Origin of the sequence: Aliidiomarina celeris (assembly GCF_003316875.1) — a bacterium.
GTDB lineage: Bacteria > Pseudomonadota > Gammaproteobacteria > Enterobacterales > Alteromonadaceae > Aliidiomarina > Aliidiomarina celeris.
Genome location: NZ_QMIL01000007.1, coordinates 121,625 through 146,020 on the forward strand (window position 1 = coordinate 121,625; position 24,396 = coordinate 146,020).

Annotated in this window: 21 protein-coding genes; 9 read left to right on the forward strand and 12 right to left on the reverse strand. The window is 48.9% G+C overall.

Annotated elements, in window-relative coordinates; genetic code table 11:
- Positions 1-37: 37 nt before the first annotated feature.
- The 4 genes from DQW12_RS13495 to DQW12_RS12160 are packed head-to-tail and all read right to left on the reverse strand — an operon-like array spanning position 38 to position 1,244.
- Positions 38-457, reverse strand: coding sequence for a hypothetical protein (locus DQW12_RS13495; protein WP_157957923.1), 420 nt, complete (start codon positions 455-457; stop codon positions 38-40).
- 3 nt (positions 458-460) lie between these two features.
- A complete protein-coding gene (locus DQW12_RS13850) occupies positions 461-670 on the reverse strand; it encodes a DUF8616 domain-containing protein (RefSeq protein WP_502243685.1) in 210 nt (69 codons plus the stop codon).
- Positions 634-879 (reverse strand): hypothetical protein, encoded by a 246-nt coding sequence (locus tag DQW12_RS13500; protein ID WP_157957924.1) that lies wholly within the window; start codon positions 877-879, stop codon positions 634-636. Before DQW12_RS13500 ends, DQW12_RS13850 begins: the two co-directional genes overlap by 37 nt.
- 29 nt (positions 880-908) lie before the next feature.
- Complete coding sequence (locus DQW12_RS12160) at positions 909-1,244, reverse strand: zinc ribbon domain-containing protein YjdM (protein WP_113908140.1); 336 nt, start codon at positions 1,242-1,244, stop codon at positions 909-911.
- Between the two features lie 95 nt (positions 1,245-1,339).
- Between DQW12_RS12160 and DQW12_RS12165 the strand changes: the two genes are divergently transcribed.
- The 6 genes from DQW12_RS12165 to DQW12_RS12190 all read left to right on the forward strand — a co-directional run bounded on the left by DQW12_RS12165 (position 1,340) and on the right by DQW12_RS12190 (position 9,444).
- Complete coding sequence (locus tag DQW12_RS12165; protein WP_113908170.1) at positions 1,340-1,825, forward strand: hotdog fold domain-containing protein; 486 nt, start codon at positions 1,340-1,342, stop codon at positions 1,823-1,825.
- Positions 1,826-1,869: 44 nt separating this feature from the next.
- Positions 1,870-3,861, forward strand: a complete 1,992-nt coding sequence (locus DQW12_RS12170) for a tRNA(Met) cytidine acetyltransferase TmcA domain-containing protein (protein ID WP_113908141.1) — start codon at positions 1,870-1,872, stop codon at positions 3,859-3,861.
- A gap of 35 nt (positions 3,862-3,896) precedes the next feature.
- Positions 3,897-6,083, forward strand: a complete 2,187-nt coding sequence (locus tag DQW12_RS12175; protein WP_232819976.1) for a prolyl oligopeptidase family serine peptidase — start codon at positions 3,897-3,899, stop codon at positions 6,081-6,083.
- Between the two features lie 106 nt (positions 6,084-6,189).
- Complete coding sequence (locus tag DQW12_RS12180; protein WP_113908142.1) at positions 6,190-7,392, forward strand: saccharopine dehydrogenase family protein; 1,203 nt, start codon at positions 6,190-6,192, stop codon at positions 7,390-7,392.
- A 24-nt stretch (positions 7,393-7,416) separates the two neighbouring features.
- Complete coding sequence (gene nspC, locus DQW12_RS12185) at positions 7,417-8,574, forward strand: carboxynorspermidine decarboxylase (protein WP_232819978.1); 1,158 nt, start codon at positions 7,417-7,419, stop codon at positions 8,572-8,574.
- 6 nt (positions 8,575-8,580) lie between these two features.
- Positions 8,581-9,444: a DMT family transporter gene (locus tag DQW12_RS12190; protein WP_113908143.1), complete on the forward strand. Its 864-nt coding sequence runs from the start codon at positions 8,581-8,583 to the stop codon at positions 9,442-9,444.
- Between the two features lie 10 nt (positions 9,445-9,454).
- Here DQW12_RS12190 and DQW12_RS12195 read toward each other — a convergent pair whose 3' ends face one another.
- From DQW12_RS12195 to DQW12_RS13800, 8 genes are all read right to left on the reverse strand, one after another.
- Positions 9,455-10,075, reverse strand: a complete 621-nt coding sequence (locus DQW12_RS12195; RefSeq protein WP_113908173.1) for a tetratricopeptide repeat protein — start codon at positions 10,073-10,075, stop codon at positions 9,455-9,457.
- Between the two features lie 175 nt (positions 10,076-10,250).
- Positions 10,251-10,985, reverse strand: a complete 735-nt coding sequence (locus DQW12_RS12200) for a type III pantothenate kinase (protein WP_113908144.1) — start codon at positions 10,983-10,985, stop codon at positions 10,251-10,253.
- Positions 10,954-11,934 (reverse strand): bifunctional biotin--[acetyl-CoA-carboxylase] ligase/biotin operon repressor BirA, encoded by a 981-nt coding sequence (gene birA / locus DQW12_RS12205; RefSeq protein ID WP_113908145.1) that lies wholly within the window; start codon positions 11,932-11,934, stop codon positions 10,954-10,956. The genes DQW12_RS12200 and birA overlap by 32 nt, the downstream gene beginning before the upstream one ends.
- Complete coding sequence (gene murB / locus DQW12_RS12210) at positions 11,931-12,968, reverse strand: UDP-N-acetylmuramate dehydrogenase (protein WP_113908146.1); 1,038 nt, start codon at positions 12,966-12,968, stop codon at positions 11,931-11,933. The genes birA and murB overlap by 4 nt, the downstream gene beginning before the upstream one ends.
- A gap of 53 nt (positions 12,969-13,021) precedes the next feature.
- Positions 13,022-14,224 (reverse strand): organoarsenical effux MFS transporter ArsJ, encoded by a 1,203-nt coding sequence (arsJ, locus tag DQW12_RS12215; RefSeq protein ID WP_113908147.1) that lies wholly within the window; start codon positions 14,222-14,224, stop codon positions 13,022-13,024.
- 2 nt (positions 14,225-14,226) lie between these two features.
- Positions 14,227-15,240: an ArsJ-associated glyceraldehyde-3-phosphate dehydrogenase gene (locus DQW12_RS12220; RefSeq protein ID WP_113908174.1), complete on the reverse strand. Its 1,014-nt coding sequence runs from the start codon at positions 15,238-15,240 to the stop codon at positions 14,227-14,229.
- 63 nt (positions 15,241-15,303) lie between these two features.
- A complete protein-coding gene (arsB, locus tag DQW12_RS12225) occupies positions 15,304-16,338 on the reverse strand; it encodes an ACR3 family arsenite efflux transporter (RefSeq protein ID WP_113908148.1) in 1,035 nt (344 codons plus the stop codon).
- On the reverse strand, positions 16,338-16,694 hold the full coding sequence (locus DQW12_RS13800; RefSeq protein WP_368732019.1) for an ArsR/SmtB family transcription factor: 357 nt from the start codon (positions 16,692-16,694) through the stop codon (positions 16,338-16,340). Before DQW12_RS13800 ends, arsB begins: the two co-directional genes overlap by 1 nt.
- Positions 16,695-16,789: 95 nt before the next feature.
- On the opposite strand from DQW12_RS13800, the gene DQW12_RS12235 reads away from it, so the two are divergent.
- The 3 genes from DQW12_RS12235 (at position 16,790) to DQW12_RS12245 (ending at position 24,372) form a co-directional block, all read left to right on the forward strand.
- The gene (locus DQW12_RS12235) at positions 16,790-18,388 is read left to right on the forward strand and encodes a Na/Pi cotransporter family protein (protein WP_113908149.1); all 1,599 of its coding nucleotides are present in this window, start codon (positions 16,790-16,792) and stop codon (positions 18,386-18,388) included.
- 81 nt (positions 18,389-18,469) lie between these two features.
- The gene (gltB, locus tag DQW12_RS12240) at positions 18,470-22,948 is read left to right on the forward strand and encodes a glutamate synthase large subunit (protein WP_113908150.1); all 4,479 of its coding nucleotides are present in this window, start codon (positions 18,470-18,472) and stop codon (positions 22,946-22,948) included.
- Positions 22,948-24,372, forward strand: a complete 1,425-nt coding sequence (locus DQW12_RS12245) for an FAD-dependent oxidoreductase (RefSeq protein WP_113908151.1) — start codon at positions 22,948-22,950, stop codon at positions 24,370-24,372. The genes gltB and DQW12_RS12245 overlap by 1 nt, the downstream gene beginning before the upstream one ends.
- The last annotated feature ends 24 nt before the right edge of the window (positions 24,373-24,396 follow it).

The following is a 24,396-nucleotide window of genomic DNA, read 5'->3' on the forward strand; positions in this document are numbered from 1 at the left end:
GGTTGCTGGGTCGTAGTCTATCTCTTGCAGGTAAGGGTTACTGCCAGCCTTTTTGCTCGATATACTCACTTAAATCACTAATCACAATTTCATCCGGGCACAAGGAGAGTGTATTTTCAGGGTGAGACTGAATACTAAGATATATACGGAAATCACTGTTTATGGGCAAACAACCCGACACAACAGAATCTTGGCCTTCGTGAACCACAGGCATACCGGTCACTAAAATAAGATCATTATTACTTCCGAATAAACTTAAACTAACTACATATCTGTTATTCATTGAGGTCCTATCCGCTAATGCAGACAGTTTTAAATCAATCGGCGTACACTCTTCATCAACTGCGTCTGAGAAAACTGTCACATCCAAAACTCTCATGTCAGACACTGCGACAGGTGGGAATAAACTTATGAGAACACAGCACCTTACTAAGAAATCTATATACTTTTGTATCACAAGCTATCCTCCATTTGGATAAAAGGTTATCCATGCACCTCCGGCCGCTAGCCCATTATGCACGTTTGATTTAAACAAATACGGAACATTCGGGGCTGTCACTGGCTGGCCCGACTCATTCGCCAACGATTGACCGAAGGAGTGATCCCCCGTCCCCGTCTCGCAAGAGTAGAGTTTTATGGGTTGGGTTCCGTCGTAACCGGCAGCTCGCATTTTGGCCAGTAGTTGGCCAGCAGAGAAAGAACGGAGGCATCGTAGTCGTTCTCTGCATAGCTTCTATGTGATAACGCCACAACACCAATACCAGCATCTAAAGCCGTCCCAATCGCCGCAGCTGGCGCCCATAGCCGGCCTAACGCAGCGGAGGTCACACCAACGCCTATTCCTGCAATCGTGTAGTTTCTTGAAACATCACTATTCATAGTATTGGCTTGTTTACGATAGTCTTGAGTTAAACTTTTTTCACAAACTCCGACTTTAGCTTCATAGCGCCTACACCATCAATTTTACAGTCGATGTCGTGATCGCCGTCTACTAGACGAATATTTTTTACTTTGGTGCCTACTTTTACCACAAGCGAGCTTCCTTTCACTTTCAGGTCTTTAATTACCGTTACTGTGTCGCCGTCTTGTAGGGGTTGACCATGAGCGTCGGTTATCGACTTCGCCTCGTTTTCGTTAGTAGCAAGAGGATTCCATTCATGCGCACATTCTGGACAAATAAACATAAGGCCGTCTGCATACGCATACTCTGAACCACACATTGGGCATGAAGGGGTAGTCATTATTTTTCCTTTCGTTATTGAGTTACTATTTCCAATAGTATACCTGTATCTTTATGATCTCTTCCCGCTCTATTTTACTCTTTGGGGTTTTTATGAACATGCAAAGCAACACCAATTACCTTCTCGCACTGCGCGAAAAGTGTTTAACACTTCCCTTTGGCGAACGTATTTTTTCGTTAATGTTTGCCCGCAAGGCGCCTTATTTTAAAAGTATTCGACCGCATATTACACAACTTCGCGAGAACTATTGCGAACTTCGTTTTAATAAGCGCAAAGCCGTTCAAAATCATATTGGTACTGTGCACGCCATTGCGCTGTGCAATGGTCTAGAAATGGCAATGGGAGCACTAGCCGAGGCGTCTATTCCAAAAGGTTTACGATGGATACCAAAGGGCATGAGTGTGCAGTACACAGCTAAAGCAAATGACCATATTCGCGTAATTGCGGAAATAGAGCCCAATGCTTGGCAGGTTGGAGATGTACCCGTATCGGTTCGTGCGGAACGCGAGAGCGACGGAACTGTGGTTATCTCTGGCGAGATTATTATTTATGTGTCTGAAAAGCCTAAGCAGGCTCATCAATAAACTATTTTTCATCGTCATTTTTGTTTAACAAGGTAACGCTATCCGTGCCAAGCCCATTGCGTAATTTCTACAACCACCAATGCGACCATAATTCTCGAACGCTTATTCTTTGGAATGCGCCCGCTGATAATGAACCCAGTACCGAGCTAGTGGTGGAGCTTCTGCGCGAACATGGTGCACTGGAGATTACCGGGCGAAGCGACTTTCGTATGCAGCTGGGGAAAGAGCATGCTTTGCTGTATGCAGACTACAGAAACGGTTGGAATGCCGACCAATGGGCAGCATTAACAGGAACCGTTGTTGGCGGCGGAATTATTGTGGTGAGAGCAAGCCCTCAGTTGTTAAAAACACCCTCGTTTTGCCATTTTTTGCGATTTTTCAAGCCAACCGACTATTTCAATTGCCAGCAAGATCAATCGCTTATTGACTTTTTTGGCGGGTGGAAGCCACCCCAGAGCAACCCTGCGTTTAACCCAACACAATCGCAGCAAGACATTATACATAGCCTACTGAGCTTACAGTCGAACCAAGTGCTGATACTGAATGCAGCTAGGGGTAGAGGAAAAACCGCAACGTTAAATGCTTGGCTTCGGCAAACATTGGCTTTACCACAGCATACACATTCACGTTTTTTTGTTTGTGCTCCTTCAAAGCAACAGGCGGTTGTTTACCCACTCGAACACAGTAACGTTTATTTTTTATCACCGGACCAACTTGAGCAACATGAATGGCTCATTTACGACACTCTCATTTTTGATGAAGCGGCAACGCTGCCGGTTCGAGCCCAAAATGCCATACTAACTTTCCCGGGCATATTAGTACTTGCCACTACAACCGAGGGATATGAGTACGCGGGTAGGGGCTTTCGCATTCGCTTTGAGGCTGAGCTTGCAAAACATTTTGGGCAAGTAACACTTGCCACCTTACAGCAGCCTATTCGTTGGGGAGTAAATGACCCAGTTGAGCACGCGAACAAAGAGGCTTTTGCACTTTACTCGCCAGTAAGTGACCCTACGAGTGAATACGTGCCACAAGAGTTCAAATACCATCGGCAAGGCGCATTTCAATTTAGCTGTAATCAAGCGCACTCCCTCATACTGCAGGAACGCCTTGAAGTATTTCAATTGCTAAGCGACGCACATTACCAAACGCGACCAAGTGATTTTCAGCTGTTACTGGACGACACGAGTCAAGTTTTAATGACTTTACATATTAGCAATGTGCTTGTTGGTGTAGCTTGGCTTGCCGCAGAAGGCCCCTTGATTGCAGACTTAATTGAACCCATTACCAAGGGCATTCGACGCCCACCTGGTAACTTGTTACCACAAAGTTATGCCTATTATTCGAAGCAACCAGAGTTGGCGAGCATGCGCCATATTCGTGTGGTTCGTATTGCCATTAAAGAGGGCGTTCGAAGCCTCGGCTTAGGCTCTGCCCTGCTCTACGCCATAACTCAGTGGGCTATTGAGCAAAAGTTTGATGCGCTCGGTACGAGTTTTGGTTTAACGCAAAAGCTCGCGCATTTTTGGAGCCATAATAATTGGTTACCAATTCGTATAGGCCATAAACCTGATCCTGCAAGTCGGTATCCGTCTGCTATTTTTGCTTACCCTATTTCAAAACGAGCACAGCACGCCTTGAGACTGTTAGCGCAATTTCTTATTAGCGAGTTACAGTTCCGTACTGTCGGTAAGCTTCATTACTGGCAATCAATAGATACCGACATGGCGGTTTTTCTGCGCCACCAAAGTGGTGTTGAACAGGCGCCAAAAGAGCGTTTACGACAACGTTGGCGTGAACTTGGCCAAGCATTTGCTCATGGTGAGTTGAATTTTTTAGATTACAAACCATGGCTTGCGGCCGCATTTGCCTGGCATTGGATCCCTCATGATTTTGTACAATCTGAGTTACTGAGAGCAGCCCTAGATGACCCTGGCGACCTCACTGAACTTGCTGAAAGACACGGATTCAGCGGTAAAAAAGCCGCTTTGAAGCAGTTGCGTGAAGTTTGTCTGCAACTGCATCAGGCAGTATAGTAAGGCCATTCGTTATTATCCAAGGTGCATTTTGCATGAACATTATTGGCAGAAATCTGCTCATCTCAGGTTTGTTCTTTTTCGCGCTATTTATGATCGTGAGTTGCGCGCAGAGGCCAGCACAAGACACGACGCCACCAACCGGCTTAGAATATCCTTACACGCCTGAAAGCGACCAAAACGACAAGTACCACGGCGTAGACGTAGCCGACCCGTATCGGTGGTTGGAGAATTTAAACAGCACTGAAGTTCAACAGTGGGTTGCCAGCCAAAATGCGTTTACCCGTAACACGCTCAACATTCGTAACCAAAGCGACACTTTTAAGCAGCGCCTAACCGACTTATGGAATTACGAACGTATTGGCACGCCGTTTCGCCATGGCGATCGCTACTTCTATTACCGTAACGACGGTCTACAAAACCAGTCTGTACTCTATGTTACCGATCATCCGGGTAATGTTGGAAAAGCACTGATAGATCCGAACGGGTTCAGTAACGACGGTACCGTTGCTCTTGCCGATGCCTACGTAAGCCCGCAAGGAAACTACGTTGCCTATGGGGTTTCGGACGGTGGCAGCGACTGGCGTTCGTTTCGAATTCGTAACGTTCAAACGGGGCGCGATCTGGCCGACGAAATTCGCTTCACCAAATTCACTAATATTGCTTGGCTAGCAGACGAAACAGGTTTTTATTACAGTCGCTACCCTACCGGAGCAAATACACCGAACGGTGACGACCAACAACCTGTGGCTATTTATTTTCATCGGCTCGGTACAGCTCAGCAAAACGACCCTCTAATTTATAGCATTGCCGATAACTCAAATCACAACCCTTATCCACGTGTAACGCGTGACGGTCGTTTTCTCGTTGCCGTTATTACTGACGGCTTCTTTGCCAACGCCATTCATATAAAAGAGCTGGGTACAGACTCTCGCTGGGTGCGGTTGTTCGACGATTGGCAGTCGCAGAATGAACTCATCGACACCGACGGCAACTTGTTCTTTTTCAAAACCAACAATGGTGCTGAAACCGGTCGAGTGATTGCCGTTGATATTAGACGCCCCGCTGCCGAGCATTGGCAAGAGCTGATTGCCGCCCAAACAGAGACACTCACAAATGTGAGCTACGTAGGAGGCAAGTTTTTCGCCCATTACCTTCGCAATGCGCAGTCTGTGGTTCACGTGCACGACGCGTTTGGGCGCTTCGAAAAACAATTAGAGCTGCCAGATATTGGCACCGTGTCTGGCTTCACCGGTAACGCCAATCACTTAGAAACGTTTTTCTCGTTAACGGGTTTCACTAACCCCGGCACGGTTTATCGGTACGACATTCGAAATGACATAACTGAAGTGCATCGGCGTACTCAGTTTGCTGCCGATTTGTCGGACTTTACAACCGAACAAGTTTTCTATGAAAGTAAAGACGGCACCCGCATACCGATGTTTTTGGTATACCAGAAAGGCTTACAGCGCAATGGGAAGAACTCGGTATTGCTGTACGGTTATGGCGGTTTTGATATTTCATTAACGCCTTCCTTTAGCGCCGCCCGCATTGCCTGGATTGAGCAAGGGGGTGTTCTCGCCATTCCGAACTTACGCGGGGGCGGTGAATATGGAGCGGCATGGCACCGCGCCGGAACTCAACTGCAGAAGCAAAACACCTTCGACGACTTTATTGCTGCCGCAGAATGGCTCATAAACGCTAATATTACGGCACCTGAGCACCTTGCAATTCAAGGTGGCAGTAACGGTGGCTTGCTCGTTGGTGCCGCAATGACACAGCGCCCAGAATTGTTTGCTGCCGCTTTACCTGCCGTAGGAGTACTCGATATGTTGCGCTATCACGTATCGAGCGCAAACGCTCGCGCGTGGAGCAGCGACTATGGCTTAAGTGAGGACCCAGAGCATTTCGCCAACCTTTATGCATACTCTCCTGTGCACAACACACAAGCAGGCACCTGCTATCCTGCTACTTTAATTACGACCGGCGACCACGACGACCGGGTTATGCCGTGGCATAGTTATAAGTTTACAGCCGTTTTACAGCGCGACCAAGGGTGCGAAAAACCTATTCTATTAAAAGTAGAAACCCGTGCTGGACACGGTGCCGGCACTCCTATTTGGATGCGTATTGAACAAATTGCGGAACAGTGGGCGTTTGCATTTTTATACACCCAGAAAAACGCGCAAGAGCAGACAAATAGAACAACAGAATCAGAATAGAAACATTGCATTTCTGAGCGGGCGTAGGCACAATCGCGCCCATTCATAACGTTCGGGTTTGCACCCGAAAGAGCAGGATTTCAACCCAACACAAAGGGGTAATATTATGTCTCGAGTTCTCATTATTGGTGCCGGTGGTGTCAGCGGCGTAGTGGTAAAAAAATGCGCGATGTTGCCGGAATATTTCGGCGAAATTCACTTGGCTTCACGCACTGTGTCCAAGTGTGAAAAGCTCCAACAAGAAGTGGGCAGCGATCGTGTGGTTGGCGTGTACGCGGTAGACGCAGACAACGTTCAAGAGTTAGTTGCTCTTATCAATAAAGTTAAGCCAGACTTAGTGATTAACGTAGCGCTGCCTTATCAAGACTTGCCCATTATGGACGCTTGTCTTGAAACGGGCGTACACTATCTCGACACGGCCAACTATGAGCCAAAAGACGAAGCGAAATTCGAGTACTCATGGCAGTGGGCGTATCATGACCGCTTTAAAGAAGCTGGCTTAATGGCGCTTTTAGGGTCTGGTTTTGATCCGGGCGTTACCAACGTTTACACCGCCTACGCAGCAAAGCACTATTTTGATGAGATTCACTATTTAGACATTGTCGACTGTAACGGCGGTGATCATGGCCAAGCTTTTGCGACCAATTTCAACCCGGAAATAAATATTCGAGAAATTACCCAACGGGGTAAATACTGGGAAAATGGTGAGTGGCATGAAACGGATCCAATCAGTGTACGCGAAGATCTAGACTACCCAGGTGTTGGGGTTCGTGCATCTTATTTGCTGTTTCACGAAGAGCTCGAATCGTTGGTTAAACATTTCCCAACCCTAAAACGTGCGCGCTTCTGGATGACCTTCGGCGACGCTTATTTGAACCATTTACGGGTGCTGGAAGGCATTGGCATGACTTCGATTCATCCGATCGACTTTAACGGCCAACAAATTGCTCCGTTAGAGTTTTTGAAAGCTGTATTACCAAACCCAGGTTCTCTGGCAGAAGGCTATGAGGGCATGACCTGTATCGGAACCTACATTACGGGTATGAAAGACGGTAAAGAAAAAACTATTTTCATCTACAACAACTGTGATCACGCTGAATGTAACCGCGAAGTGGGCGCGCAAGCTGTGTCTTACACCACTGGTGTACCGGCTATGATTGGGGCGTCACTAATGCTCGAAGGCACGTGGATGAAGCCCGGCGTATGGAATATGGAGCAGTTCGATCCGGATCCCATGATGGAGCGTTTGAATAAGTACGGCTTGCCGTGGCAAGTAGTAGAGAACATCGAAAGTCCGTTTAAACGCTAATATAACAACAGAGAGAAACGCACTATGGACCATAATGAAGCCGTACTGATGTCTTCAGCTATTCCGTCACCTTGCTATGTGCTTGAGGAAAGCAAACTGATTCGTAACCTCAAGCTTATGGAGCGGGTTCAACAGGAAAGTGGCGCTGAAATTATATTGGCGCTGAAAGGCTTCTCTATGTGGTCCAGTTTCTCTACTGTTCGCCAATACTTGGCCGGCTGTACTGCAAGCTCGGTGTGGGAAGCAGAACTTGCTGCCGACACCTTCGGCAAGGAAGTGCATGCCTACTCACCCGCGTATAAAGCCAGTGAAATGCAGCGCTTATTGGAGCTTTGCAACCATATTTCGTTCAACAGCGTTACACAGTTAGAGCGCTTTAAAGAGCAAGCGCAAAAAGCTGGCGTTTCGGTGGGTATTCGGATTAACCCAGAGCAACGCGAAGCTGAAACCGAATTGTACGATCCCTCAGCGCCAGGAAGTCGCTTAGGTATTCGTGCAGAGCAACTCGAAGGCGTAGATTTAACCGGTATTGATGGTTTTCACATACACAACCTCTGTGAGTGTGATTCTTTTGCATTGGAACGAACTCTCGCTGCGGTCGAAAAGCGTTTTGGTAAGTATTTGCACCAGCTGAAGTGGATTAACTTAGGCGGAGGTCACTTGATGACTCGCGCCGGTTACGATGTGGATCATCTGATTGCTCAGCTCAAACGGTTAAAAGAAACCTACAATGTGCAGGTTATTTTAGAGCCTGGTTCCGCTGTTGCTTGGCAAACCGGCCCGCTTGTATGTGAAGTTGTGGATATTGTGGAGAATCAGGGCAAGGTATTGATTTTAGATATTTCAGCCACGGCCCACATGCCGGACGTTTTAGAAATGCCCTATCGCCCGGTATTAACCTTTAAAGGTGAAAACGGCGGCGAAGCGGGTGAGAAAACCTTTACTTATCGTATTGGTGGTAACTCCTGTTTGGCCGGTGATGTGATTCCGGGCTACAGTTTCTCTAACGAAATTGAAATTGGCGACCGCCTGTTATTCCAAGACATGATGCATTACACCATGGTGAAAACCTCGTTCTTTAACGGCGTCGAGCATCCCTCTATTGGTATCATTAAAGACAATGGTGAATTTCAATTGGTCCGCCAGTTCACCTATCAAGACTTCAAAGCGCGCTTGTCTTGAGCGCGCATGCCGCATACTAAACTTATATTGTATACGGCATTTGCCTTACTGGCTTTTGCTGGTAACTCCTTACTCTGTCGGCTGGCGCTCGCCAGCACCTCAATAGACCCAGCAAGTTTCACAACGGTTCGACTCATTTCCGGAGCCCTCGCCTTGTGGTTGCTTGTAATTATTTCGCGCGCAGCCGCGAAGCAACCTTCTCGCTCTGTAAAAGCCGATAACATAAGTGCAGTGGCGCTTTTCGTATACGCCGCCGGCTTTTCATTTGCTTATGTAAGCTTGCCCACGGGAACTGGGGCGTTGATTCTCTTTGGCTCTGTACAAGTGACTATGATTGGTTTCGCACTATGGCGAGGTGAGCGTTTTAGCACACTACAAACGCTAGGCTTCCTCGCTGCGATGCTCGGCTTGGTGTATTTGCTGATGCCTGGAGCTTTTGCGCCGTCATTGAGCGGCGCCGCGCTGATGCTGCTTTCGGGCATGGCGTGGGGTGTTTATTCACTGCGCGGGCGCGGTTCAGTTTTACCCCTTCAGTCTACACTGCGAAACTTTACCGGTGCCGTTCCCTTTGCTGTTGTGCTGAGTTTACTTGGCGTGTCGGCTAGCACTATAGACACCACAGGGTTCACCTATGCCGTGCTGTCGGGAGTTGTTACGTCTGGATTAGGTTACGCGGTTTGGTACACAGTGCTCCCACACTTGCGTGCAACAAGCGCCGCTACGTTGCAACTTAGTGTACCGGTTATCGCCACTCTGCTCGGTGTATTTACGCTTAACGAGCAACTCTCATTGCGGCTTGTACTTGCGTCTTTACTCATACTCGGCGGCATTGCACTTACCCTTAAACGCACCAGCGCACCGCAGAGTTGAGCAAAAGATTTTAGGAGTTCAAAGGCAAGCGCGCTCGCTCAACAATGCGCGTAGGCATTTTCTCTTCAAGAGCGTTCAGTAAACGTTGAATTTCGCGGTGCTCGGTTGTGTCTGCTGTTACCGTGTTGTGAAGGTAGTGATAAGCTGCTTCAAAGTCGAGAGCGCTGCCATGACCGTTTAGCAGAATCTGTGCAAAACGCTTTTGCGCCGGTAAATTCCCGAGACTTGCCGCTTCGCGAAGATACAAAATCGCACGCCGCATATCCGGCTGCACCAATTGCCCTACATGGTAATAACGACCAAGTTGTTCAAGCGCTTCGGGTAACCCTTGCTGCGCGGCTTGCTCCATATACGACACTCCGAGTGCCACGTCGCGCTCATAACACACCGCGTAGGCAAGCATATCGCCGTACAAAAACTGATACGTAGGGCGACGCTCAATTTCCGCTTGCGCTTGAATGTCTTGGTAAAGTTGGCAGTCGTCTATGTCGCGCACCCGCTGTAAATGGGTGTTTTGCCGAATGAGCCGTACCAGCTCGTCGTCGGTGTAAAGCTGCACTGCTTCTGGCACACGAAACTGCGCTATGGCCGAAGTGCTGAACAGGGAAAATACGCCGACAGATGCAACCATTGCAAAAAACAGTGCTACGGTGTTGCTGCGCTTGTTTTCTCTGCTTACATTCATCTGGTTACCTTTCGTTGGACTTTTATTCGTTGGGCTATCATTCATTGGACTATCACTTACAGTGAACATTTCGGCTTGGCGACTGCCTGCCTGTTCTTTATATCGGCAGCTCAACAGGAAATTAAAGCCGTTCTTTTGCCCATGCTTGCAAGCCTTCTAATACTAGGTGAGGCCTTAATTGATGCGGCGGTAATTGAGCAAGGTTTAAATGCCGCACCCCCCCACCGGTAAGGTACAACTCGTAAGGTTGCCTATTGAGTACTCCATTCGCCGTTTGAATAGCTTGCTCAACAAAGCCTTGCAGTGCCGCCGCACAGCCCAAGCTAATCGCTTCTTCGGTGCTTGTTCCAAGCAAATGTTGAGGTTCATGCTCGTGCACTGCTAGCCGACGACTACGGCTCACGAGTGACTCTTGCATTAGCAGAAAACCAGGGGCTATCCATCCGCCCAAATGCACACCACCTATATTCATAACGTCGAGCGTAATCGCTGTTCCTACGTCAACAATAGCCACGGGCAAAGGCCGGTCTCGCAAAGCCACCATAGTGAGCCAACGGTCTACCCCTAACTTTTCAGGCATAGTATAGCAATGGGTGAAATGGGTTATGTCACTGGTTTGTACCCGATAAATCTCGTAACCACGCTGCTGCAGTTCACTCACCAGCAAAACAGCGTCGTTTTCGTCGCCGACAGTAGCCAACACAATGCGTTGCTCAGGACGTTCGCGTAACCAGTTGCGGAGGCTTCCAAAGTCGCTTCCTCGGCTACAGTATTCCAGCGCGTTTGCTCTTAAACGCGCCGCCTTCCAAGACGAGTTACCCGACTCAATCAATAGGGTGGGTTGTGCTTCGAACACTTATTTCACCTCCAAAATAACGCTTTAACTGGCCTTTGTGGTCGACTAAAAATGCGCCCATTTCGTCGATACCGCGGCCAACGCCGCTGTATTCATGTTGCCCCAACACGACTCGTACAGGCTGCTGATAAAACCGATCAAACTCGGGCCAACGTTTTACCACTTGGCTTAAACCATGCTGATCATGCTCGGCTAATGCACGGTAGCAGGTGCTAACCAACGCGGCGGCCCATTGGTTCCGATTAATGGGTTGTTCTTTATGTTGCTGTACGGTGGTGAACGGTTGATCAATGAGCGCGGTTTCCGGCATGGTTAAATTAAGCCCAATGCCAACAATAGCTATACCTTCCCCGTCGGCCTGCCCTTCGAGCTCAACCAAAATACCCGCTACCTTTTTTTGGTCAATATATACGTCGTTTGGCCACTTTACCGAAACCTTCTCAATACCTTGCTCGGCTAGCCACAGGGCAAGTTCCAAACCCAATGCCACACTCATACCTATTGCCGCGTTTAGGCCTTGCTGTAACGGCCAATACATCGACATATAAAGGTTACTGCCAAAGGGAGAGAACCATGGTTTGCCACGCCGCCCGCGGCCTGCAGTTTGCATTTCTGCCAATACCGTAGTGCCGCGGCGCGGTGTGGTGCTACCATTCAATAGAGCACGTAAGTCGTCGTTGGTTGAACCGGTAATGGGCGTTAGCGTTAGGGGTAGATGGTGCAGTTCATGTGGTAAATACTGCTGAACCTCATTGAACTGTAGCAACTGCAAGGGCTGTGCAAGCCGGTACCCTTTGCCGTTCACGCGAAAAATATCGAGCCCAATTGTGGCCAGCTTGTCGATACGCTTATTGACCGCCATTCGGCTTACGCCCAGCGCCTCACCCAAAGAAGAGCCAGAATGAAAGCGACCGTCGGCGAGCAATTGAATTAAATCGGCGTCATTCATGGTGTTAAGCCTTCCTGCACTAAGCTTGATAACAATCCGTTACGACCAATCAACCGTGCTTCAGGTTCAAGCTCCACGCCATATCTTTCAAGCACACAGCGCTGAATGTCGGCCGCAAGCTTAAGCACTTGCTCCCCCGTAGCCCCACCATGATTAACCAAAACTAAAGCTTGCTGCTTGTGCACCGCAGCTGCCCCAACATGCAATGCTTTAAGGCCTGCATGCTCAATAAGCCAGCCGGCAGCCAATTTCGCGTGTTTATCGCCTATTGGGAAGATTGGCATTGCAGGAAATTTTGCTTTCAGAGCTTCGGCTTGTGCGTTGCTTACCGTTGGGTTTTTAAAAAAAGAGCCGGCATTCGGCAGTTGGGTTGGATCTGGCAGCTTTGCGCTGCGAATCTGTATTATCGCTTTTAACAGCGTTGCAGCCTTTGCCGGCGTTGCTAATTGTTGCAGTTCACCATACGACAGCACCGGTTGCCAAGCTTTTGGTATTTCAAAATGAACCAAGGTAATAAAGCGTAACGCTTCTGCTTCGGTTTTAAAGCGGCTACTACGATAGCCAAACTCGCACTCTGCCGCAGTCCAGCATTGAAAGCTTCGCTCACAAAGCGAATAGAATTCTACAGACTTTATAAAGTCGGCCACCTCAACACCATAAGCGCCAATATTCTGTACCGGCGCGGCACCCACTGTGCCTGGGATCAGCGCCAAGTTTTCGAAGCCGTGGATACCGCGAGCGTGGAGCGTTAACACCAATTGATGCCAATTTTCGCCACCGGCTGCGGAAACACTCCAGTGGTGTTTATACTCAACAATATGGACACCGGCTAACTTGTTGACCAACACCTGGCCTTGAAAGTCTTCAACAAAAAGAGTGTTTGTGCCTTCGCCCAAAATAAGGCATGGCGAACCAAGCTCAACATGTTCGAGCTGATGCTCGCTATGAATTTCCACAAGCTGTAATGCCTTTGCCGGCAAGCGAAAACTATGGCGTGTGGTGAGCTGGTTGTCGGTTGCAGATACCGCGGGCACTTAATCCCCCCTCAAAAAGGAAACGAAATAACCGCGGCAGTGTACCACTCATTCTAATGGCCTTCAGCAATCTCGTGTCGCTTTTCAGGGCCTGGCATAAAGGAAACAACAACTGTACTTGCTATCAGAAAAGCAAAGCTTACCCAGAGGCAAGCGACCAGCCCTGCGTATTGGAAAACAACACCGGAAAGCACAGTACCCACCAAGCGGCCTAAAGCATTTGCCATGTAATAAAAACCAACGTCTAAAGAAACTCCGTCGGCCCGCGCATGGCGAATAATTAAATAGCTGTGGAGGGAAGAGTTAATCGCAAACAGCAAGGCAAATAGCAGCAAACCAGCAATAATAACCCACTGCGGACTAAGCCAAGATAAATCAACCGTTAAACCCAGCGCAATAACAGCAGGAACCACAGCCAATAATGCCGCCCAAATAGAGGTACGTGTATGGGTGCCGGTAATGCGTGGAGCAATGGCTTGAATAAAGCCATAAAAAATAACCCAAATAGCCAAAAAGGCACCAACGCGCCAATGATCCCAATCGAATTGAGCACTGAGGAAAATAGGCAAGGCAATAACAAACCATACGTCGCGCGCGCCAAACAAAAACAAGCGCGCGGCCGCAAGCACGTTAATCGGAGCGCTTTTAGAAAACAAAGCTTTAAATTTAGGCTTGGCTTTTGCTACACCCAACTCACTGGTGAGCAAAATCATGCTGAGCACAAAGACCAACGCCAAGGCTGTGAGCATAACCCACATGGCGCCAGCAAAACCGATCCAAGTTAACAACACGCCACCGAGAAAAAACCCCACGCCTTTCAGAGCATTTTTCGAGCCGGTTAAAATAGCAACCCATTTATATAAAGTGGATTGCGCATCGTTTGGCACCAAGAGCTTTATGGCGCTCTTTGCGCTCATTTTATTTAAGTCTTTGGCGATACCAGATAAGGCTTGCGCAGCCATAACCCAAATAACGGTCAGGTATTCCACTGGGACCGTCAGCGCCAGCAAAGCCAGCACTTGCAATGCCAAACCGAGTTGCATGGTTCGATTCAAACCAATTCGTGCACCCAAATAACCACCGACCAAGTTGGTGATGACGCCGAAAACCTCGTAAAACAGAAACAAGGCTGCGATTTCGAGCGGTGCATAGCCGAGCTGGTGGAAATACAACACTACCAACATACGAAGGGCGCCATCCGTAAGGGTGAACGCCCAGTAGTTTCCGGTAATAACCAAGTATTGCTTAATATTCATTATTATTTTTTACTTTGCGCTATGCGTTGCACCAAATCGACAGTACGCTGCGCATAACCAAATTCATTGTCGTACCAAGCATATATTTTCACTTGTGTGCCATTCACCACCATGGTGCTCAGAGCGTCAACAATGGAACTCCGCGGGTCACTCTTATAATCAATCGACACCAGCGGCTTTTCTTCATAGCCTAAAATGCCTTTTAATTCGCCTTCCGAGGCCTTTTTCAGTGCTGCATTCACCGCTTGTACTGTCGTTGGCGTTTCAACTTCAAACACCACATCGGTAAGCGACGGGCACATAATAGGCACCCGCACAGCATGCCCATTAATACGGCCTTCAAGTTCCGGGAATATGCTTACAATGGCTTTTGCAGAACCGGTAGTTGTGGGTATTAACGACTCGCCGCAGGCTCTTGCTCTGCGTAAATCTTTGTGGGGTGCGTCTAAAATAGTTTGCGTGTTGGTAAGGGCATGAATAGTGGTCATGCTGGCATGTTTAATACCAAACTGCTCTTGAATAACCTTTACCACAGGCGCCAAGCAATTTGTGGTACACGACGCAGCGCTTACAATTGTGTGTATTTTGGGGTCGAACTCTTCATCGTTCACGCCCACCACAATATTCGGCACAGACTTTGACTTTACCGGTGCTGTTACCACCACATAGTCTACCCCTTGGTCGAGGTAATCTTGCAGTGCGTCTGTCGTTTTATTTTTGCCCGAAGCCTCAATTACAATATCGCAATTTGACCAGTCGGTATTCGCGATATCACGCTCGGCGGTACAACGCACGGTTTTGCCGTCTACCGTGAAACTTCCGTCGCTGCTACTCATGCTTCGATTCCAACGACCATGCGCCGAATCGAACTCGAGTAAATGCGCCAAGGTTTCGCTATTTGCCCCCGGGTCATTCACCTGCACAATTTCAAACTCTGAACAGTTGTACGCCGCACGAAAGGCCAAGCGGCCAATGCGCCCAAAGCCATTAATACCTACCCGAATTACTTTGCTCATAATTTTTCCTTTTTCGTTGAAAATTTTCATTACTCCCTGTGAATATAGACCTCCTTTTCGGCTTTATCTCGCTGTAGAACGGGCCTCCAGTCGCGGGGATAATCTATTCATTAATGCCACGAGTGAGAGCATTACGGGAACTTCAACCAATACGCCCACTACCGTGGCTAGCGCAGCCCCCGAACTCAAACCAAACAACCCGATGGCAACCGCAACTGCAAGCTCAAAAAAGTTAGAGGTTCCAATCAAGCATGCTGGCGCTGCAATTTGCGGCCTGAGGCGCCAAAGGTAAGCTGCAATAAATGCGATAACAAAGATAAAGTAGGTTTGAATGACCAAAGGTACGGCAATCAGTACCATCGCCATAGGCTGTTTTATAATCGCATTGGCCTGAAACCCAAAAAGAAGCACGACGGTGAGACAAAGTCCAATCATACCCATTGGCTTGATGCGCTCTTGTAAGCGCTGTAAGGCGGGGGCTCCCCCTTTAGACAAACTCCAATGCCGCGCAATCCATCCCATAATGAGAGGAATGACTACGTATAGCACTACCGACAAAACTAACGTTTGCCACGGTACAGTGATATCGGTCAGTCCGAGCAGTAAAGCAGCAATAGGTGCGAATGCAAAGATCAGAATGACATCATTCAAAGACACTTGAAGTAAGGTGTAGCTGGCATCGCCCCGCGTTAGTTGACTCCAAACAAAAACCATAGCAGTGCAAGGAGCAACGCCCAGCAGGATTAATCCGGCCAAGTATTGATTGGCATCTTGAGGGGAAATCCAATTTTTGAAAAACACAAAGAAAAACACATAGCCCAAGCCAAACATGGAAAAAGGCTTGATTAGCCAATTCACCACCAAAGTAATGATTAACCCTTTTGGCTCTCGCGTAGCACGCTTCAGCGATGGCAGATCAACTTGCGTCATCATTGGGAAGATCATTGCCCAGATCAGAACACCCACGACTAAGTTTACCTGAGCGATCTCATACCCTGCTATCAGACCGAAAATATCCGGAATTAAAACACCGAGCACTAAGCCCGCAAGAATACAAAGCAGGACCCAGACAGATAAATAGCGTTCAAACGTACCCATTAACAGCCCTTTTTCTCAGTTAAACACCAATTCGACTTTTGCTCGATAATAGAAGCTGCTAGTGGCAACGACGTGATTAAAAGCTCCTGCAGCCACGGCTCTAACTCTGATTTTAGCCCATAGTGCATCCACTTCCCTCGCCGTTCACTGTCAACTAGCCCAGCTTGTTTCAAAATGTTCAGCTGCCGAGATATGGTAGGCTGTGGCAAGTTAACAGCATCGACGAGTTCACAAACACATAAAGACTTTTGACTAAATATTAGCAACATAAGCCGTAGTCGCGATTCATCACTGAGCGCTTTCAGCATCTGCAGCCGTCGTTCTGTTTGCATAAGGGGTATTCTCATCTCATTCATATTCACATATTGCCATATATAAATATGAAGTCAATCGCTTGCTTAAAACCGAACCAAGTCGCAATAATACCCTGAATGGGATTATCGGAGAATTTATGGAATTTGTTACCCTTTCAATGAGTTTAGGCGGCTTAGGGCTGCTGCTGCTTGGTATGCACATGATGACCGAAGGTTTGAAAAGTGCTGCGGGTCACCAACTTAATGACTTTCTCGAACGCTCCACCCAAACCCGCCTGCGCGCGGCGCTCACGGGGTTCGGGCTAACTGCCGTGGTACAGTCTTCTAGCGCGGTAATTGTAACCACACTAGGCTTCACTAACGCCGGCATGCTAAGGCTGCGGCAAGCTGCATGGGTAGTGTTCGGCAGCAACCTCGGCACCACCATGACAGCTTGGATAGTCGCAATTATTGGTTTGCAGCTCAATGTCAGCGCATTTGCTATGCCACTTATCGGTATTGGTATGCTACTCAAGCTACTTTTTAGTAAAGGTCGGACACAGCATATTGGCTTGGCCATTGCCGGCTTTGGGGTTCTATTTTTCGGCTTAGGCTTACTCAAAGACGCTTTCGACGGTGTTGCCGAGTGGATCCCGATGGAACAACTCGGAACCGCTGGCGGGCTTGGCATTGTAATTGGCGTATTGGTAGGCGCTATTCTTACTGCGCTCATTCAGTCTTCCTCCGCCTCCATTGCCATAATTCTCACGGCGTCTGTTACCGGTGTGCTTACCCCATTGCTCGGCGCAGCTTTAATTATTGGCGCAAATATTGGCACCACGGCAACGTCGCTACTTACCACCATTGGCGCAACCGCAAATGCCCGGCGCCTCGCACTTATTCATGTTATTGAAAAAGCCACAACTGCAGTGGTGGCATTAATTCTGTTAGTCCCGCTTTGGTTTGTTGCCGAAGCGCTTACCGACGGCGAAACCGGCCGCACAAATATTAGTGCCGGCTTGGCATTGTTCCATACCCTTTTTAACGTGCTCGGGCTGTTCTTAATGTGGTTATGGTCGAACAAACTTATTCGCTTTGTTGAAAGGCTGATTAAACAACCTGAACGCAATTCAGAAAAACCGCGCTACCTCGACAACACGGTACTGCAAATTCCGGCGATGGGCATTGGCGCAATGCACTCTGAGCTCAAGCGAGTATTTAAGCAGCTGCTGGCCCGTGGCCGCAAAATATCCAATCCACAGGTCCCCATGGGCGAAGACGCCGAGTATGTGAATACCAGCGTACTGTTGCGCACTATTGAAGAGTACGGCATTAAAGTGGCACAACACGGTTTGTCGGGTGTGTCTGAAACCTTTATTAACTTGAACTGGGCTATTCAGGAATGTAATGAGTTACGTACTTCATTGCACGATCTTGAAGCCTTTGGTGAAGCCACGATCAACGCTTCTGTACCCGATTCTATTCGCACTATTCTGCTCGAGGTATTTGCTAGCGGGCAATTAAAAGCGAAATCAACCGACCAGCGTCATGCGTTGTTAGACACCCTAAAACAAGCAAGAAAACAGGAGCGGGCTCGGCTTTTAAGCGCTGTACAAAGCAATGAAATAACAGCCCCCACAGCCACCAAACACCTACAGATTATTGCTTTATTTGAAGAAAGCGCGCGCCGAGTTATTCGTATCGCAGACGTTGTTTATCCGGCTGAGTTCGATATAGAGACGCCTGAAAACGATTAATTTCGAGCATTCATCAAACGAATACCGCTTTAGCACGAAGGCTGATAGTCTGAAATACTGACCAGCGAGAGGTATTCAAGCATGGGCCTGTACACTAGCAACACGCAAGCAAATGACACAAAAGACAACTGTGGCTTTGGTTTAATAGCACAACTCGACGGCGAGCGTAGCCATACTATCGTGGAACGTGCAGTTACTGCACTTGCGCGTATGATGCATCGCGGTGCCATTGGTGCAGACGGTAAAACCGGCGACGGTTGCGGCCTACTCATGCAACTACCCGACACTTTTTTTCGCGAGCTCGCCGCTGAAAACGGCTGGTCGCTCGGTAAAAAATTCGCCATAGGCCAAGTATTTCTGAGCCAGAATAAACAACAGCGTGAGCACGCTAAACGCATTGTCGAGCAAGAACTCGCCAAAGAAACACTCACCGTTCATGGTTGGCGGCAAACCCCGGTGAATGCCAGTGTGCTCGGTGAAATAGCCGCGTCTACCCAGCCGCACCTTGAACAAGTATTTGTGTCTGCGCAGCCTGGCTGGCGAAAAAAAGACTTGGAACGTAGGCTCTACATGGCTCGCCGGCGTATTGAAAAGCAACTCGAGGAAGACCACCAGTTCTATATCCCCTCGCTATCGTGCCTCGTCATTGTTTACAAGGGCTTAATGATGCCGGAGGCCTTGCCCACCTTCTATTTAGACTTACAAGACCCACGCCTACAAACCAGCATTTGTGTTTTCCACCAACGTTTTTCAACCAATACACAACCCCAGTGGCCACTCGCCCAGCCTTTTCGTTTTCTAGCCCATAATGGCGAAATTAATACCATTGCCGGCAATCGCCAGTGGGCCAAAGCACGAAGCTATAAATTGCACTCACCGTTACTTCCCGACTTGCAAGACGCCGCGCCTTTCGTGAATGAGCGCGGCTCAGACAGTGCATCACTCGACAACATGTTGGAGCTGTTACTTGCGGGCGGTATGGATTTATTCCGCGCAATGCGTTTGCTTATTCCGCCGGCGTGGCAAGGCGACCCTACCATGGACCCAGAATTACGCGCCTTTTACGAATTCAACTCCATGCACATGGAGCCGTGGGACGGCCCTGCGGGTATTGTAATGACCAACGGCCGCCATGTAGCCTGCTCGCTAGACCGTAACGGTTTGCGCCCTGCGCGTTACATTCTCACCCATGAGCGGGTACTTACCATTGCTTCTGAAGTGGGTATTTGGGACTACGCCGAAAGTGACGTACTGGAAAAAGGCCGACTCGGGCCTGGGCAAATGATGGCTGTAGACACCTATACCGGAAAAATCTGGCAAAGCGACGCAATAGACCAAGATTTACAGTCTCGACACCCTTACCCACAATGGCTGCGCGACCACATAAAACGCCTTACGCCCTTTGAACAACTCAGTGCCGAACACATTGGTAAGCGCCTGTTCACTAACGATACGATGGCGCAGTACCACAAAGCATTCGGCTACAGCCGAGAGGAAATAGAGCAGGTTATTCGGGTGCTTGCAGCAGATGCGCAAGAAGCAACGGGGTCAATGGGCGACGACACTCCTATTGCCGCATTGTCAGCGCAACCACGCATTCTTTATGACTACTTTCGCCAACAGTTTGCACAGGTTACCAACCCGCCTATAGATCCTATTCGAGAACGCCATGTTATGTCGCTCGCAACCTGCATTGGCCGCGAACAGAACATGTTTAACGAAACCTCAGGCTATGCAAATCGCGTTGTCTTTGACTCGCCAATTCTAATGTATACAGACATGCAGCAACTTCGCGAGCTTGGCAGTGAGCACTATGGCTGGCACAAGTTCTCGCTGCATTACAATTACCACGAAACGCCTTTAGAAACCGCACTACAAAGGCTCTGTGAACAAGTGGTTGAGGCTGTTCAACATCAGCAAACTGTTATTGTAGTGCTGTCGGATCGCGAGTTACACGAACAACATATTCCCGTACCAGCTGCCATGGCGGTTGGCGCTGTTCACCAAGCATTGATTGAACAAAACCTTCGCTGTGACGCCAATATTATTGTCGAAACGGCTAGCGCCCGCGATCCGCACCACTTTGCGGTTCTTATTGGTCTTGGTGCCACCGCGGTGTACCCATTTTTAGCGTACGAAACCATAGAACAGTTGGTCGAGCTCGACAAAATTCAATTGAGTGCACGTGAAGCCGTAGTTAATTTCCGCACTGGCATTACCAAAGGCTTACTCAAAATCCTTTCAAAAATGGGCATTTCGACGATTTCAAGTTACCGCGGTGCCGGGCTTTTCGAGCTTTTAGGGGTAGCAAGAAATATTCATCAGCGCTGTTTTTCCACCTGCCACCTTCGTATGAGTGGTGTGACTTACCAGCAACTCGAAAGCGATACCTTGAAGCTTCATCAAAGTACCTTTAATGCCCACCAACGGCTCCCCCATGGCGGTTTACTTAAATATGTGCACGGCGGTGAATATCACGCATACAACCCCGACGTGGTTACGCAGTTGCAGCATGCTGTAAATTTTAATGATCAAACAGCCTACAACCGTTACAAAGACACCGTGAATAATCGCGCACCGTCAATGCTGCGAGATCTCTGGCAATTAAGAAGCAGTGGCCCGCTTGCTAAGGAGCAAGAGCCCGAACCGGCGGAGTCTTTGTTTGAACGCTTTGACAGCGCCGCCATGTCGATTGGCGCGCTCAGCCCAGAAGCGCACGAGTCGCTGGCCATTGCCATGAATAACCTTGGCGGTCAGTCAAACTCGGGCGAAGGCGGAGAAGACCCCGTGCGCTTTAACACCGCAAAAAACTCCCGCATTAAACAAATTGCCTCGGGTCGTTTTGGGGTAACGCCACACTACTTGGTAAATGCCGACGTTTTACAAATAAAAATAGCCCAAGGAGCAAAACCCGGTGAAGGCGGCCAACTCCCCGGTGAGAAAGTGACGGCAGAAATAGCCAAACTCAGGTTTTCTGTTCCCGGTGTGACCTTAATTTCGCCGCCACCGCACCACGACATTTATTCCATTGAAGATTTGGCCCAGCTTATTTTCGACTTAAAGCAAGTCAATCCAAAAGCATTGGTGTCGGTTAAGTTAGTGTCTGAACCCGGCATAGGCACTATTGCCGTGGGTGTTGCAAAAGCTTATGCCGACTTTATTACCGTTTCAGGCTACGACGGCGGCACGGGTGCAAGTCCGCTCACCTCGGTGAAATATGCAGGATCACCATGGGAGCTTGGGCTCGCAGAAGTTCATGAAGCATTGGTGGTGAACCAATTACGCCACAAAATTCGGTTGCAAGTAGACGGCGGTTTAAAGACCGGGCTCGACGTAATTAAAGCCACTATTTTGGGGGCCGAGAGCTTTGGCTTTGGCACTGGCCCTATGGTGGCTTTAGGCTGTAAGTACTTGCGTATCTGCCACTTAAATAACTGTGCAACAGGGGTTGCTACCCAAGATCGGCAACTTCGGGACAAATACTTCACCGGCTTACCAGAAAAAGTAGAGCGTTATTTTCGCTTTTTGGCTGAAGAAGTACGGGGGTATTTGCGCGAACTCGGTGTTGAGAAACTTACCGACTTAATTGGTCGTACCGACCTGTTGCAACCCTTGCAACTACGCGCAAACAGCAAACCCGCAAGTTTAAACGTAGCGCCGATTTTGGCCGCAGCGGGCATAGTTTCCGATAAACCAGTTCATTGCACCGAAACAAACCCACCGCACGACCAAGGTGAACTCAACCAACAATTACTGCAGCTTTGCGAGGCAGCTATTCGCAGCCGTTCGCGGTGCCAACATCGGCTTTCCATTGCTAATACCGACCGTTCTGTCGGTGCTCGATTGTCTGGATTTATCGCTCAGCAGCACGGCCAAAAAGGTATGAGTGGGCACGCCATTGAATTGTATTTTACCGGTACTGCGGGGCAAAGTTTTGGAGTATGGAATGCACTAGGCCTACATTTACATTTACGCGGCGACGCCAACGACTATGTGGGTAAAGGTATGGCGGGCGGCCTGATTAGCCTGCAGCCTCAACGCCTTGTTCGTTTCAATGCCAGCAACGCCGTGATTATGGGCAATACCTGCTTATATGGTGCCACCGGCGGCAAACTATTCGCGGCAGGACGTGCAGGCGAGCGTTTTGCTGTGCGCAATGGCGGGGCCACTGCTGTAATAGAAGGTACTGGCGATCATGCTTGTGAATATATGACCGGCGGCGTAGTAGTGATTCTCGGCGAAGTAGGCATTAACTTCGGCGCGGGAATGACGGGTGGACTGGCGTTGGTGTACGACCCTAAAAAGCAACTAGCACAAAAAATCAACCCTGGCTTAGTTGAGGTCATCGACCTTAGCCACGAGCGCCTTAAGGAACATTTGCGAGCCTTACTCAACGAACATGAACGCTTTACTCAGAGTATAAAAGCACACGAATGTTTAAATGACTTTGAACGCCAAGTAACTCATTTTAAGGTGGTAAAGGCAAAGAGCAGCAACGTAGAAGACTTGCTCGGGCGCCGAGCGCGCGGTACCGAAGAAATTCGGGTGGAGGTTATGTAATGAATAAAAACATCCATCAGTTTGTCGACGTAGGCCGTGCAGAGCCGCCGAAACGGAGCATTGACCAACGCACTATTGAGTTTGTTGAAATTCACCACCCCATGGGCGAAACACAAGTGGCCGGGCAGGCCGACCGTTGTATCGACTGTGGTAACCCCTATTGTGAATGGAAGTGCCCAGTTCATAACTATATTCCGCAGTGGCTCGAACTCGCTGCCGCCGGTAAAATTATTGAGGCTGCAGAACTCTCTCATGAAACCAATAGTTTGCCGGAAGTCTGCGGGCGCGTATGCCCCCAAGATCGGTTGTGTGAAGGCGCCTGTACCTTAAACGATGAGTTTGGCGCTGTAACCATTGGCGCGATTGAAAAATACATTACCGACACCGCGTTTGAGCAAGGTTGGCGCCCCGACATTTCTCACATTACAGCCCTGCCTTATAAGGTGGCCGTTATTGGCGCTGGCCCTGCAGGGCTTGCCTGTGCCGACGTTCTTGCCCGCCGTGGTATCGCCGCTACAGTGTTCGACCGCTACCCAGAAGTTGGCGGTTTGCTCACCTACGGAATTCCGGCTTTTAAGTTGGAAAAATCAGTAATGAAGCGGCGCCAGCAAATTTTTGAGAGTATGGGCATAACCTTCGAACTGAATTGTACAATTGGCAGCGACCGCTCATTTTCTTCGTTACTCGACTCTTTTGACGCTGTTTTTCTCGCCCTTGGAACTTACAAAGCTATCGACGGAAAACTAGTAGGAGCGGACGCTCACGGCGTGTATCCGGCGCTCTCTTACCTCATTGGCAACACCGCCGAACTTATTGAAACCCCCATGCCGAGTTACCCGAAAATTAATCTTTCGGGAAAGACAGTAGTGGTACTTGGCGGTGGCGATACGGCTATGGACTGTGTACGCACAGCCATACGGCAACAAGCTCAGTCGGTAACCTGTGCATACCGGCGCGATTTTGAGAATATGCCCGGCTCTCGTAAAGAAGTACAGAATGCAGAAGAAGAAGGAGTATGCTTTGAGTACAACGTGCAGCCTATTGCGATTGAGCAGGAGCATGGCGCTGTTATCGGTGTTCGCTTTATTCGCACTGAGTTAGGCAATGCCGACGCGCAAGGCCGCAGACGCCCAGAGCCAATCGCCGGAAGCGAATTTATAATGCCCGCCGACGCCGTTATCTTGGCTTTTGGCTACCAAGCAAACCCGCCAGAGTTTGTTACCGAAGCCGAAATAGAAGTGAACGACTGGAGCCTTATAAAGGCGAGTGTGCACTCAAACTACCCCATGCAAACTTCTAATCCAAAAGTTTTTGCGGGTGGTGATATGGTGCTGGGCGCTGATTTGGTGGTTACGGCAATTGCACAAGGCAGAAAGGCTGCAGAAGGGATTCACGCATGGTTAACGCGTGAACCCGATTGCTGACGGCTGAATTAATGCAACAACAGT